Raw genomic sequence first — 13,656 nt, 5'->3', positions numbered from 1 at the left:
GAAAAGAACTAAAAATTCTAGTGAAATTCCAAGTGTTCGTTTCCTAGTTTTTTGAAATTCTTTTATTAAATAGCCAACAGCACTAATTGCTATAAGAATGAAAAGAATAAGTTCGAGTGTAACTGGCATTTTATCTACTCCTAATACATTAATTTGTTATATAAAGATTATAAGATATTTTTGTGATTAGTAGTGAAAAATTCAATAGAATTATCTCTAAATGGAGTAAATGTTTCAACGGACCAATCAAAGGTCAATACAACAAGTGTTATACAATATACGCATGGAGAGCCGTGGGGCTGAAGAAATATTGAAGTATAAAGAGTTGTTAGATCGAAGGATGATTACCGAAGAAGAGTTCTAAGTGAAGAAGAAGTAACTAATAAGTATATAGATGAAACGCTCAGATGAGCGTTTTTTTATTTATATATTCGCAAGTAAAATAACATAATATCACTATGAATCCTTATAACAATATGAATTTTTGCATATTTTAAAATTCAATATATCCCTCAAAAACTTTTAATTGTATAATATATTTTGTCATATTTTTAGATTTTTCGACATAAACCAACAAAAATAGAGAACGTATTGGGAGAAGACATTATGTATACAAAACTATTAAAATCAATTACATCATTATCACTGATTGGTGGTGCGTTGTTATATACAAATGGCAGTGGTGTGAAGGCTGCTGAAGTGGGTGTTTTTTCTGATGTGCCGACATCACATTGGTCATATCCTGCGATTAAAGATTTAGCGAGTAAAAATATTATTTCCGGTTATGGGAATGGGATATTTGGTTTTGGAGATGTTGCGACAAGGGAGCAAGTTGCGGCTTTAATTTATCGAGTGTTAGTACCGAATAAACAAGGCGGTTCGTTTAGTAATGATGGAACTCGTTACGTATTAAAGGATGGGTCTACGTTTAAAAATCCTTACGGTGATATTAATCAAAGTTCTACAATGTTTCCAGAAGAGGTATTAACTTTAACGAATTTAGGAGTTTTTAAAGGTGATGAAAATGGCCAATTTAGACCGAAAGCTTCTGTGAGTCGTGCGGAAATGGCACAAATTCTTACAAATGCTTTCCATCTTGCGGCAAAACAAAAACATACCTTTAAGGATGTTCCAAATCCATTTTGGGCAGAAAACGCAATTAGTGCAGTGCAGTCAAATGGAATCGCAGATGGCACAGGGAACGGGAATTTTGAACCGTATGGCACAGTAACACGTGAACAGTATGCGCAGTTTTTATATAAAACTTTAAAATATAAAAATGCCGATGTGAAAGATACAGGAGATGCTGCATTATTAACAGCGTTTAAAGAGGAAGTACAAAAGCGTATTAATACATACGAGACAAATATTACACTTCCATATAAAACGAAAAACAATAATACAAACGAAGTGATGAATACACTTTTTAACGCATATAAAGAAGTTGCAAGTAAAAATGAGTATACAAATAATAATAGATCGAATGTTTCATATGGACTTTCTGGATCACCTGGAAATTATACATTTACGCTTAAGATTACATATCGTGAAACGAAAGAACAGACGGAATATGTCATGAAACAAGCGAAAGCAATCGTTTCTTCTATTACTCAAGTTGGAATGGATGATCACGAAAAAGTGAAGGCGATTCATGATTACGTAGTAAAACATGTTTCTTATGATACGTCTTATAAAGCTTACACAGCATATGAAGCACTTGTAAATCGTTCTGCGGTTTGCCAAGGTTACGCACTATTAACGTATCAATTATTAAAAGAAGCAGGAATTGAAAATCATTTCGTGACAGGAACTGGGGACGGACAACCTCATGCTTGGAATTTAGTGAAAATCGAAAACAAATGGTATCATCTTGATACAACATTTGATGATCCGGTTCCAGATGAGCAGGGCCGCGTAACGTATTCGTATTTCAATTTATCAGATGAACAAATCGCAAGAAATCATGAGTGGAACCGCGGAGACTACCCGCAAGCTACAACGAATTATTATAGTACACTGACAAACAAAATTGCGGCAGGTAGTACGAAAACGCCTGCATATCAACAAATATTAAAAGATACAAAGTTAAACTATTTAGGAAATGAATATATCGCAAATAACTATACCGAATTAAAAAATAAAATGCAGCAACGCTATAGTGCAAAACCAGAGAAAATTGAAGTGCTATACAAGCAATCAATGAATGGTGCACTGCAAGATGTGAAAAAGGCAATTGGTGAAATCGATTATCCGCAAGGGGCAAATCGAGTTTCTTATAAAGCGGAGCCTTACAATGCGAAAGAAGGGTATTCTTTAGTGACGATTACGTTTACGTATTAAAAGCAACCTAGATCCTATGGGATCTAGGTTGCTTTTTTATTATTCTTCGACAAAACATGACAATATATAGATACATTCTTTGCTACTATGAGATGAGAAATCTTACATTAAAAAACTGTTTAAAATAACTAATGCAGATAGGCGGAAAAAAATGAACCGAAAGTTACTAATGGCTTTAACATGCGGTACATTGCTTATGGGAATGGCTGCTTGTAGCTCAAATGAGAAGACTACAACTGAATCAAAACCTAAACAAGAAGAAAAGGTTCAGGAAAAACCGAAAGTTCAAACCATTCAAAAGCAGCAAAAAGATAGTTATGTAGTAAGTGAAGATGAGCTCTCTAAAGCGGCACAGTCGATTGGTGAAATCCAAAACGAGCAAACTATAAATGATATGATGATACATATGTCTTTACAAAAACTCACATTCAATGGGAATAATCTTCATGTTTCCGGTACCCGTGATGTAGGGCGATTTCAAATGACGAAAGAAAACATTCAATACTTAAAAAACAACTTAAATGTTATTAATAATGATGAAAGACCAAAATATGAATCTATTCTGAACAAATGGTATGATGGAGAGTTCGAATCTGTAGTTAAAGACTTTGAAGAAATTCATTATTTAAGTTCAGGAAAAAAGCAAAGTATGGAGGGATCTAAACTAGCTAAAAAAATTGATAGTGATGAAAAAGAATTTATTCTCCATTTCTTTGGTCAAGAAGGATTAGATATCCATAATAAAGAGTGGAAACAGGGCGAGTTATAGAAGTAAAACTGAATTTCTCTTCACTAGGAAGTACAATGTTTTACGGAACAAAAAAATAATGAAATTTCCTTAAATATAGTCCCATCGGGAGGTTGTCTATACTGAGATTCAATAGATACACAGTAATGCTTATTTTTCTAGCCATTGGCACAAATGCTGCATTATCTATGTGGATTAAGCAGGGACTTTTAGGTGTCATCAATGCTATTATTTTCTTGTTAACCGCTGCACGGACTACAAAATGAACTAATACAGAAGATTAGCATAAATAAAACATTGTATTTCTCAATAAACAAAACAACTTAACGTGGTAAAATAATAGTTGGACGGGAGTCCAATACATATTATTAAAATTAAGATGGTTCGAGTCGGAGGAAGGCACCTTAGGGTGTCTATTCTTTTTTATAAAAAGAAATTTGTACGTTTAGACGCATTTTAAATACAAAATAACCGATTCCTTATACGTTAAGAAACCGGTTATTTATTTTCCTACTTTTTTAGAGGGCTTTTTCTTATAATGGTCTTAAATCATAAATAAAAGATAGAGTAAAAACTATATACGAAATAAATGTAACGAAAACAAGAAAACATATAAACTGAGAATTAGATACATATTGTTCTATTCTTTTTTTCATGTTAATTCATATTATTTTTCAAATGTGAAGTATCAATTGGAATTTGAGCTTTCCAAGATCCATTTACTTTTCCAATTCTAGTTATATTTACGTCTAAAGTAAGAGGCTGTTTAAAAACGTCTTTTTCTTCATTAGTTATAACAAATGTAGCAACACCTTCGGGTCTATCATTATCACGGATGCCTATTTTATCTAACTTTTGACCTGCTGCCACAAGTTCAAAAGGAAGACGATCATCTGCATCATGGATAAATGATAGTCTCCCATCATGTTTAATCTCAGGGTTTTCCTCTTGTTGTCCATTAATTATACCATCACTTTGGAGATCTAATCCTGATGTATCAAATTCAAATGGTACTAAACTTCCGTCAGCTTTTTCCATTCTATAATGAACTGATATACGTGAATCTGCGATAAATAATTCTTTGAGATGTACAGTAATACCTTGATCTGTAATTTTTTCATCAATAGGAATATATTTACCATTCTTCATCATATCTTGTGTGATACCATTTTCATCTTTTATTCCTTCATTTACAACTTTATCATTTGTAATTGCATCAGAAAAATATGAAGCGACATTTGTAGCCGCCACTTGTACTTGTGGAATCATTGCTGTTGTGAAAAGTGCAGCTGCAGCTACTGCTGTATAAATGAAACATTTTGATTTTTTACTCATGTTTGTAAAGATGCCTTTCTTTTGTTGTTTTTTGTAATTTATATTAGAAACGTTGTCTAACTTGGAACGACTTTCAAATGTTTTCCATGCTTGTTCTATATCAATTTTGATTTCTTGTGGTGAATTTGCAGATTCTTCATCTAGCATTACGTTTTCCCATTGATTTAATTTACTAATTTCTACTAATAAATCTTGGCATGCTTCACATGTATCTAGGTGCTTTGTAAATTCCTTTCTTATATCATGAGAAAGTTCTCCATCAATATATGTTTGAATAAACCCGATATCATAACATTTCATTTGTTATGCCTCCTCTATTTGTTTATAAATCTTGCGGAATTTCATTTTGGCTCGGACTAATAATGTTCCTATAGAAGATATTTCAATTTGAAGTACTTCTGCAATTTCTTTATATTGAAAACCAGAGAATTTCATTAGTAAAAGGGTTCGTTCTCGATCATTCATTTTATTTAGTGTCGTTTGGACCTTTGTAATTTCTTCTTTTCTTATCCAATCATCGTCTAATGATGATACATTTTGTACTTCATGGTATTGTATTTCCTTATCAATCTTCGCTTGCTGCCTTTTTTCAAATCGAAAATGGTTATAAGCTACATAAGTAGAAGATTTAATCAACCATCCAGGTATATTTTTAATTCCTTTCCAATCGCTACGATATAATTGTAAAAATACTTCTTGTGCTAACTCTTCAGCGATAGATTGATCTTTAACAATCCATATAATCTGTTTCACAGCATAAGCATAGTACTGCTTAAATAAATCTTCAAAGGTCATATTAGAAGCATGACTTTCTTCATTTTCTATGGTTAACATGTTCGTTTAAACCTCACTTTCAATTTGATACCTGTATTATAGAGAAACCAGAAAAACGGATTTTGTGACAGTTTTTCTGGATATTTTTTTATATTTTTTATCTCGCATTAACGGGTAGTAAGACCCCCACCTCAAAATTCAGCGGAAGCAAAGAAGTTAGGTGGGGGGCGGGCTGACCGTAAAAGCCCGATTGGTGTGAGCTAATAATCAGTGGTCGATGAACCCCCCACTGATTAAAGTTTCACTTTATTATGTACTAAAAAAGCATTCATCTGATTAAAAAGATAAATGAAAACATAAAAACTATAATTCTTGCAGTAGTTGTCTATTAATGTACAAAAAACAGTTAGTTTGTTGCCAAATTGTATCTAAACGTACGATTTTCTTTTTTCTAAATGAGAGTCTTGCCTTAAAGAAGATAAAAATTCAATGGATAATTACCATGAATATATAGATAAAGTTCATCCATATATTTGTAGAAAGGAGGCATTCAAATGAAGAGACATGATAATAAGGTTGGTCACTTTACATCTGAAAAAGGAAAGGAAGACTTTCAAATTGCCTACGATGAATCAATGGCACTCCTTCCAAAACCTAACGATACGAAAAATATAAAAACGAAATATGGCACAATTCGTGCTTATTATTTTACTAAAGAGGAAAACAAACATAAGGAACCAATACTCTTACTCCCTGGACGTGGTGCATCTACTCCAATGTGGGTACCTAATTTAGAAGGTCTAAGAGAAAAAAGGCCTGTTTATACGATAGATTTACTAGGTGAACCTGGGATGAGTGTGCAAACGAAGGTGATTGAAAATCAAAAACAACAAGCAGAATGGTTAAATGAAGTAATTGAAGGATTAGGTTTAGAAAGAGTGCATATCGTAGGTGTCTCCATTGGAGGGTGGACAACAATGAACTTGGCCAGATATAATCCTGAGCATATTGCTACGGCTAGTTTATTAGATCCAGTCTTTGTATTTGCGCAAATATCCATAAAAATGATTCTGGCATCTATTCCAGCTTCTGTTCCTATTGTCCCTAAGTTTTTAAGAGAAAAGATGTTAAGCTATGTTTCTGGAGGAGCAGAAGCAAGTGACGATGAGCCTATCGCTAAGTTAATCGAGTCGGGTATGCGTAACTATAAACTGAAAACGCCAGCGCCTGATTTATTTAGTAAAGAAGACTTAAAAAATATTGATATTCCAGTGCTTGCACTTATAGCTGAAAAAAGTACAATGCACAATTCGGTAAAAGCAGTTGAAACTGGAAAAAAATACGTTAAAGATATTGATATAGTTAATTGGAAAAATGCATCTCACGCAATCAATGGTGAGTTCTCTAACGAAGTTAATGCTAGGATCCTTGATTTTGTAGAAAAACATTCTAATGATAACTAAGTTGAAAGTGGAAAATATGTTGTCATAACAACTTCATCTCTATATAGCTATTTAGGGGATTTAGCTCATTTTTTATTTTGGCATATTTTAATTCTGCTATTTTCATGAATATGTATAATTACATAAAATTTCAGTGAAAAAGAGAGTATACTTTCGTATTGTGTAATAAAGATAAAGCCCGCCTACGGAAATAGGCGGGCTTTTTTTACTTATAAAGAAAAGACAACCTTTAAGGTGTCTTCCTTCGATTTGAAACATTTTACTAGGTTAAGTTTTTGTGATAATAAACTCTTTTAATTGGAATGAACCTACGCAGTACATCACTTTATTCTTAAGCATCATTCTCAACAAAAGTGAAGATTTTCATTATCTTTTTAACTACAAAGGGTAATAATTTAGAAGCTAAAAATGCAAGTACGAAAGCAATTCCCCATGTTTTCATCCATGATTTGAGAAATAAAGCTGTATATCCAACATTCATTGAAACCATGACGAAAGAGATAATGCTAGATATGCCTAAAATCATAAAGATATTAAAAATTAATGGTTCAAATTTTTTATTGATTTTCAACATTAACACCTATTTTCTATATATGCTTTGCTGCCCAATTTCACCAACATCTAATCTTACAGTTTGAAATCTAGGTTGTCCAGTTTGTTTTACTTTGGTGCAATAGCGATATTGTTTGGAATAAAGTTTCACTTTATTATTTAAGAGCGAATAAATGAAAAATAAAATATCCAAAAATATAGATAGAAATCCGCTTTTATACCTTTCAATAAAAGAATACTAGCATTATATATTATAAGGAATACTTGTCCTTAATTGTAAATGAAAGGGGGGAATTGGTATGAGTTATGGCTATGGTCACCCTCCAAAAAAATGCTTTGAACATCATAATGAAACTTTATCAACGGGTGTATTACGTAGACATTCCGCTACGTTATTTCTTACTGTTGAAGCTATGAATGTTGATCCAGATGATACTCGTAGAGTAACAGTTGAAATGTTTGATTGGTCATCGGGTTCTCCGGTATTGTTACCATTAATAGACCCTTCAACACAAACATTGCCACCTAATCGATATGTTACTTTTCGTTCAGCAGCTCTTCCTCCAGCACTCTTTGCTTATGAAGTAAGAATCATTCGTCCGAAAGATAGAGATGTTGTTACAAATGTTTTTGGTCTTAGTGCAATCGTATTTAACCCACAAGAAGGAAATAATGTTTTACAACATGATTTAGCAAAATTAGACCTTAAATAGATTTTATAAAGGTCTATTTATTGAGCATGATTAAACAAAAGAGTAGGGTGTAATCCTACTCTTTTTTTAACGTTAACTAGAATTTTAAAAGAAATCCTTCATCATTTTAGCATCTTTAATATTTACTATCACACCTTCTACCTTATCTTTCTTCTCATCTTTAGCAATTGTAATTTGTTCCTTATTATCAACCCAAACAAGAAACTCTTCTTTGGAGTCATCTTTATATGTAACGGTAATAGTAGAATGTGCAGATTCTCTCTTTTTTTGATCTAAAGTAATTGTTGTAGGTGTTCCATTTTGAACTGCTGAAACGATAGATTGTATCATTTCTTCGTTATCTGTTTGAGATTTGGAAGTAGTATGATTTGTTGTTTTCAGTATTTCAATGTCTGAAATATTTGCGGAGTTTAATTGAAAGGTATATTGTGCATGTTCTTGCTTAACTTGTGAAGCTTTATCTGTAGCTGAGGTGCTTGTACAACCTATTAAAGTGAAAGATAGAGCGGTTAGTGCGCATATAGATATGATTTTTTTCATAGTATCCCTCCTTAAGATTAATTATAACAATTTTCTGTTAATTTAGGTAGTTATTGTAAGGAGAAGATGTTTTAAAGTGGTAAATGATGTTGTTCATTTTCTATTAAAATTAAAATTCACATAATTTTTTTCATATTTTATGTTTAACATTTCGAAAATAGGTGTACTACATATAATATAACAAATAATTCATTTTAAAGGAGGAAGTTAAAGATGGAAACGAAGTATAGTAAACCTTTTGTATATGAATTTATTACGGAGAAAGAGGTCATGAATGCGGCGAATGATCTAGTGAAGAAAGGGATAGACCAAAAAGATATTTACGTATTAACACACGAGAAAGAAAGGACAGATAGAATCGCAGACAATGCAGACTTGAATACAATTGGTATACAAGAGGAGGGACTTGGGACAAGTATTATTAACGTCTTTCAAAAAACGGGAGATCAGTTAAGAAATAAGATGCAGGAGTTAGGGCTTAATGAGGAAGAAGCGAACTTCTACGAAGAAAAGCTAGATGAAGGAAAAATCTTGTTATTCGTTAAAGATTTAGAAAGAGTCGGTGAATGGTTACAAGAAAGAAGATGCATGTATTCTATTTAAATTTGTATCCTGTAAATCTATAAATCTATTACGAAAAGGAGATGGGAAATATGAGTGAGAACGGACTAAAAGAACAAATTACGGGTAAAGTGGAAAAGACAAAGGGACAAGTAAAAGAAGGAATTGGTGAGGTTACAGAAGATAGAAAGTTGAAAAATGAAGGGAAGTGGGACAAGACGAAGGGAACGATAAAAGAAAAAGTCGGAAAAGTGAAACGAAAGATAAGTGATGGGTTGGATAATAAAGAATAATACATGTTTATCAAGCTTTGGTTACATACCAAAGCTTGATAAACACAATATAAAACGAATATAGGAGGGTTAATTGTGGGACTTATTATTACGTGTATTGTAGGTGGACTTATTGGTGCGTTAGCTGGAATGATTACGGGAAAAGACTTTCCTTTAGGTATAGTTGGTAATGTAATTGCCGGATTAATCGGATCTTGGGTAGGTAGTGCATTATTTGGTCATTGGGGTCCTGAATGGGGAGGCATCTTTGTTCTTCCAGCGTTATTAGGTGCAATCGTCTTTATTTTAATCGTAACATTTTTCTCTAGAATGCTGCGGAAAGCGTAAGTATGATCATGAATAGTAATCTTAAGTTTTTTATATATAGCTATAAGGTTAATAGAGTGATAAATATACATAAAAAAGCATCCAATTAAACTAATTTGGATGCTTTTTTAATGTAATCTACATAGGAATAAGCGGGGGATGAAGGCCCCCGCTCATTGAAATTACAATTTCTATTATGTATTAAACCATCGTTACTTTTTTACAATTATTTATTCTTACGACCTGCCTTGGTTCTATATGAGATAAGTCCTCGTTATTACCTATATCCACTACAATTGTATTCGTTAGTATATTAATAATGGAACCAACTAATTTTGTAGCATGATCGTGTCGATAAGAAAATTGAACAAAATCTCCCTTTTTAAAGCTGTGCTCTTCCATAGATAGATCCCCCTAAAAATAATGTTTATACATTATATATACACAAATTTATAAGGTTTAAACATTTGGTAGTATTTTTTACGTGTTAAGCCGAGAAAGCTGTAGAAAATTTATTTATAATAAAAATAAAAAAATATGTTTAAAACTAATTTTTATGGGTAATTAACATAGTATTAGTTCGAGATAAGGGGGCGGAAATGATGAATTTGGCAATAAATATTTTGCAAAATGATGTAGGTTATATGGTACAACTTAATGGTGAAATTGATGCATATACGGCATCAGATTTAAAAAATAAGATTATGCCTATTACAAGCGAAAAAGAGGTTCATATTGTAGTAGATTTTCATAACGTAGATTATATGGATAGCACCGGTTTAGGTGTTTTTATAGCGCTATTAAAAGCGGTTAAGAAAAATGATGGGAAACTAGAGTTTATCGGTGTATCTAAAAGATTAAAAAGATTATTCGATATTACAGGATTAACGGAAATATTAAATTTGAATTCTGATTTTGAAAAAGTAGAAAGAAGGTGACTAGGGATGATGGAGAGATTTGAAAAGATAGAAATGAAAATTCCTGCAAAGGCAGAATATGTGGCTATTATTCGTTTAACAATGGCTGGTGTTGCGAATCGAATGGGCTTTGCTTATGACGATATAGAAGATATGAAAATTGCTATTAGTGAAGCATGTACAAATATTGTACAACATGCATATAAAGAAGACGTTGGAGAAATTGCAATTGTCTTTGGACTATATGAAAATCGATTAGAAATTATGGTTGCGGATAATGGGGTTAGCTTTGATTTTAATAACTTAAAAAGGAAAGTTGGTCCGTATGATATTAGTAAACCAGTAGAACATTTGCCGGAAAATGGTTTAGGTTTATATTTAATTAATACGTTAATGGATGATATACAAATCATGCATGATGAGGGCATGACAGTTTTAATGACAAAATATATACAAAGAGAGCAGGTGGAGAATGATGGAAATCCAATCTCAACCTACGAATCTTACTAAAGAAGACGTTATTAAACTAATTGCAGACTTCCAACAAAACCAATGTGATGAAGCGCAGGAAAGGTTAGTTGAGCATTATAAAAATCTTGTCTATTCCATTGCATATCGCTATTCAAAAGGCGGACCGATGCATGAGGATATTATACAAGTAGGCATGTTAGGGCTCTTAGGCGCAATAAGAAGGTATGATTATTCGATAGGGAATGCCTTTGAGCCTTTTGCAATACCTACAATAGTAGGCGAAATAAAGAAGTATTTACGTGATAAAACTTGGGGCATTCACGTTCCAAGGCGGATTAAAGATTTAGGCGGAAAAATTAAACTTGCGATAGAGGAGTTAACAGATCATCTGCAACGTTCACCGAAGATAATAGAAATTGCAAATCATTTAGGACTATCGGAAGAGGAAGTTCTAGAGATTATGGATGCTAAAAATAATTATCGAGTATCTTCCTTAGATGATGTAGTTGAAAATTCATCTGATGGAAGTTCGGTAGCGAGAATTGAATCTGTAGGTGAAGTAGAGCAAGGATATGAAGAGACAGAAAGGCGTCTCGTTTTAAAGGATATTTTTAACGTATTAAATGATACGGAAAAGAGTGTTATTCATTATATATTTGGAGAAAATTTAAATCAAAAAGATACAGGGGAACGGTTAGGTATTTCACAAATGCACGTTTCTCGTATTAAAAGACAAGCGATAAGTAAATTGAAGCAAGCCGCATTTTTAGATACATAAAAAATTTAAAATAATGATGTTTAAAACATGAGAAAAGGGGTACTTATTAAGTATAGGAGGAGATATGAAAATGTCACACGATGTGAAAGAACTAATCGAAGGATTGAATGAAGATTTAGCAGGAGAATACGCAGCAATTATTATGTATAACCATAGTGCAGCTACAGTTTCTGGTATATATAGACAAGTGTTAAAGCCTTTCTTTGAATCTGAAATTAGTGATGAACAAGGACATGCCCTATATTTAGCGGAGAAAATTAAGACGCTAGGTGGTACACCTACTACGATCCCTTTACGAGTGAAACAAGTAGAAGACGTTAGAGAAATGTTAGAAGAAGCTAGGAAGTCAGAATATGAAACAATTAAGCGTTATGAAAAGCGAAAAGAACAGGCAGCGAAATTAAATATGACAGAGTTAGTTGTAAAACTAGAAGATATGATTGCCGATGAAACAAATCATATGGAAGAATTAGATCGTCTTTTAAATGATAAAGCAATGGTATTAAATTAATAGTGGAAATTTATAGAATGAAAGAACAAACTCTCATTTCTGGGGGTTTGTTCTTTTGCTGTATAAAAATTATGTTAGAGTAGGAAATTTTCATTTTGTAACTGAGTATGCAATACTAGAAAAATAGAAAATGATAATAGATTTACATTTTAAATAAGAAAAGGGGAAATAACTTGTGTCCATTTTAATTGTCGATGATAATCCGGTTAACATCTTTGTAATTGAAAAAATTTTAAAACAAGCCGGATATCAGGATCTTGTATCGCTGAATTCTGCACAAGAGCTTTTCGAATACATTCAATTTGGAGAAGATTCTTCCAGGTATAATGAAATTGATTTAATACTATTAGATATTATGATGCCTGAAATTGATGGACTTGAAGTTTGTAGGCGATTACAAAAAGAGGAGAAGTTTAAAGATATTCCTATTATTTTTGTTACAGCTTTAGAGGATGCAAATAAATTGGCCGAAGCTCTTGATATGGGGGCAATGGATTATATTACGAAACCTATAAATAAAGTTGAATTATTAGCACGTATGCGTGTAGCGTTACGCTTGAAATCAGAATTAAATTGGCATAAAGAACAAGAAGAAAATCTTCGGAATGAACTAGATTTAGCTACGCAAGTACAAAGAAACTTATTAAGTAGCCCATTAAGAGAAGATCATATAAAAATTGAAGCAAGTTACTTACCTTCATTTAAACTAGCTGGAGATATGTATTATTGGTATAAAATCGATGAAAATCGCTACGGTATTATATTATTAGATGTGATGGGACATGGTGTATCTGCTTCATTAGTTTGTATGTTTATTTCGTCTGTATTACGTGAAACAATTAAATGTTTAATTGATCCAGAACTCGTTATTAAAGAATTAAATAAATATATGACCCTTTTACATAATGAAAATGATAATATTCCCTATTATTTTACGGCCATATACTTAGTTGTTAATACAGAAGATAGAACAGTTGAATATGTAAATGCAGGGCATCCTTCTGGATATGTTTTAGTTGATGAAACAAATGTAGTTGAACTAGATCGCGGGAGTTGTGCGGTAGGATTTTTTGATGAAATAAAAGTTAAAAAGACAGTTATACCTTTTGAGAAGAACGCTCAAATACTATTGTTTACAGATGGTGTTCTTGAAGCAATTGCAAATGATGAATTTGAGTCTGAAGAGAAATTACGTACTTTTACAGAAAGAAAATGGGGAGATTTAGAAGGCGAGATAGAAGGGTTTTATAAGGAAGAACAAAAGAAAGCGCAATCAGATGATATGTGTCTCATTATGATACAAACGAATGCGAAATAAAAAGCGTATGAAATCCAAACAGAGGATTTCATACGC

General features: G+C 32.4%; 17 protein-coding genes. 12 read left to right on the top strand and 5 right to left on the bottom strand.

The annotated features are described in order from the left end of the window. Positions 1-606 precede the first annotated feature (606 nt). Entirely contained in the window at positions 607-2,340 is a 1,734-nt protein-coding gene (locus BLT20_RS02895) for an S-layer homology domain-containing protein (RefSeq protein WP_000288216.1), read from the top strand. Between the two features lie 151 nt (positions 2,341-2,491). Further along, positions 2,492-3,109: a DUF6241 domain-containing protein gene (locus BLT20_RS02890; protein ID WP_001080424.1), complete on the top strand. Its 618-nt coding sequence runs from the start codon at positions 2,492-2,494 to the stop codon at positions 3,107-3,109. Between the two features lie 636 nt (positions 3,110-3,745). Here BLT20_RS02890 and BLT20_RS02885 read toward each other — a convergent pair. Continuing rightward, positions 3,746-4,723, bottom strand: coding sequence for a DUF4179 domain-containing protein (locus BLT20_RS02885; protein WP_000650419.1), 978 nt, complete (start codon positions 4,721-4,723; stop codon positions 3,746-3,748). Between the two features lie 3 nt (positions 4,724-4,726). Next, positions 4,727-5,257 carry an RNA polymerase sigma factor SigX gene (locus BLT20_RS02880; RefSeq protein WP_000955512.1) on the bottom strand — a complete coding sequence of 177 codons (531 nt, stop codon included), beginning with the start codon at positions 5,255-5,257 and terminating at the stop codon, positions 4,727-4,729. Positions 5,258-5,751: 494 nt separating this feature from the next. Between BLT20_RS02880 and BLT20_RS02875 the strand changes: the two genes are divergently transcribed. Continuing rightward, complete coding sequence (locus tag BLT20_RS02875; protein WP_000820345.1) at positions 5,752-6,660, top strand: alpha/beta fold hydrolase; 909 nt, start codon at positions 5,752-5,754, stop codon at positions 6,658-6,660. A 331-nt stretch (positions 6,661-6,991) separates the two neighbouring features. Here BLT20_RS02875 and BLT20_RS02870 read toward each other — a convergent pair whose 3' ends face one another. Beyond that, positions 6,992-7,231 carry a DUF2798 domain-containing protein gene (locus BLT20_RS02870; protein WP_000700224.1) on the bottom strand — a complete coding sequence of 80 codons (240 nt, stop codon included), beginning with the start codon at positions 7,229-7,231 and terminating at the stop codon, positions 6,992-6,994. A gap of 280 nt (positions 7,232-7,511) precedes the next feature. Here BLT20_RS02870 and BLT20_RS02865 point away from each other — a divergent pair, with 280 nt between their 5' ends. Further along, positions 7,512-7,925, top strand: coding sequence for a hypothetical protein (locus BLT20_RS02865; RefSeq protein WP_000120217.1), 414 nt, complete (start codon positions 7,512-7,514; stop codon positions 7,923-7,925). An 84-nt stretch (positions 7,926-8,009) separates the two neighbouring features. On the opposite strand, the gene BLT20_RS02860 is transcribed toward BLT20_RS02865, so the two are convergent. Next, positions 8,010-8,465 carry a hypothetical protein gene (locus BLT20_RS02860; RefSeq protein ID WP_000720856.1) on the bottom strand — a complete coding sequence of 152 codons (456 nt, stop codon included), beginning with the start codon at positions 8,463-8,465 and terminating at the stop codon, positions 8,010-8,012. Positions 8,466-8,678: 213 nt separating this feature from the next. Between BLT20_RS02860 and BLT20_RS02855 the strand changes: the two genes are divergently transcribed. The 3 genes from BLT20_RS02855 to BLT20_RS02845 all read left to right on the top strand — a co-directional run bounded on the left by BLT20_RS02855 (position 8,679) and on the right by BLT20_RS02845 (position 9,646). Beyond that, positions 8,679-9,068 (top strand): YflT domain-containing protein, encoded by a 390-nt coding sequence (locus BLT20_RS02855; RefSeq protein WP_000448804.1) that lies wholly within the window; start codon positions 8,679-8,681, stop codon positions 9,066-9,068. Between the two features lie 50 nt (positions 9,069-9,118). After that, positions 9,119-9,319 carry a CsbD family protein gene (locus BLT20_RS02850; RefSeq protein WP_001293466.1) on the top strand — a complete coding sequence of 67 codons (201 nt, stop codon included), beginning with the start codon at positions 9,119-9,121 and terminating at the stop codon, positions 9,317-9,319. Between the two features lie 75 nt (positions 9,320-9,394). Then, positions 9,395-9,646 carry a GlsB/YeaQ/YmgE family stress response membrane protein gene (locus BLT20_RS02845; RefSeq protein ID WP_000522903.1) on the top strand — a complete coding sequence of 84 codons (252 nt, stop codon included), beginning with the start codon at positions 9,395-9,397 and terminating at the stop codon, positions 9,644-9,646. Between the two features lie 180 nt (positions 9,647-9,826). Here the strand turns inward: BLT20_RS02845 and BLT20_RS02840 are convergent, their stop codons facing one another. Then, positions 9,827-10,027 (bottom strand): hypothetical protein, encoded by a 201-nt coding sequence (locus BLT20_RS02840; protein WP_000391018.1) that lies wholly within the window; start codon positions 10,025-10,027, stop codon positions 9,827-9,829. Positions 10,028-10,224: 197 nt separating this feature from the next. Between BLT20_RS02840 and rsbV the strand changes: the two genes are divergently transcribed. The 5 genes from rsbV to BLT20_RS02815 all read left to right on the top strand — a co-directional run bounded on the left by rsbV (position 10,225) and on the right by BLT20_RS02815 (position 13,620). Then, positions 10,225-10,563, top strand: coding sequence for an anti sigma b factor antagonist RsbV (gene rsbV, locus BLT20_RS02835; protein ID WP_002025412.1), 339 nt, complete (start codon positions 10,225-10,227; stop codon positions 10,561-10,563). A 6-nt stretch (positions 10,564-10,569) separates the two neighbouring features. Further along, positions 10,570-11,052, top strand: a complete 483-nt coding sequence (gene rsbW, locus BLT20_RS02830; protein WP_000970576.1) for an anti-sigma B factor RsbW — start codon at positions 10,570-10,572, stop codon at positions 11,050-11,052. Further along, the gene (gene sigB / locus BLT20_RS02825; RefSeq protein ID WP_002183358.1) at positions 11,015-11,791 is read left to right on the top strand and encodes an RNA polymerase sigma factor SigB; all 777 of its coding nucleotides are present in this window, start codon (positions 11,015-11,017) and stop codon (positions 11,789-11,791) included. The genes rsbW and sigB overlap by 38 nt, the downstream gene beginning before the upstream one ends. Before the next feature lie 70 nt (positions 11,792-11,861). Then, positions 11,862-12,302 carry a ferritin-like domain-containing protein gene (locus BLT20_RS02820; protein WP_000017743.1) on the top strand — a complete coding sequence of 147 codons (441 nt, stop codon included), beginning with the start codon at positions 11,862-11,864 and terminating at the stop codon, positions 12,300-12,302. A 175-nt stretch (positions 12,303-12,477) separates the two neighbouring features. Further along, complete coding sequence (locus BLT20_RS02815; RefSeq protein ID WP_000025533.1) at positions 12,478-13,620, top strand: fused response regulator/phosphatase; 1,143 nt, start codon at positions 12,478-12,480, stop codon at positions 13,618-13,620. Positions 13,621-13,656 lie beyond the last annotated feature (36 nt).

This window comes from Bacillus sp. cl96 (assembly GCF_900100505.1).
GTDB lineage: Bacteria > Bacillota > Bacilli > Bacillales > Bacillaceae_G > Bacillus_A > Bacillus_A cereus.
The sequence above is the reverse complement of the archived record's forward strand: the minus strand, read 5'-3'. Positions and strand labels throughout refer to the sequence as shown.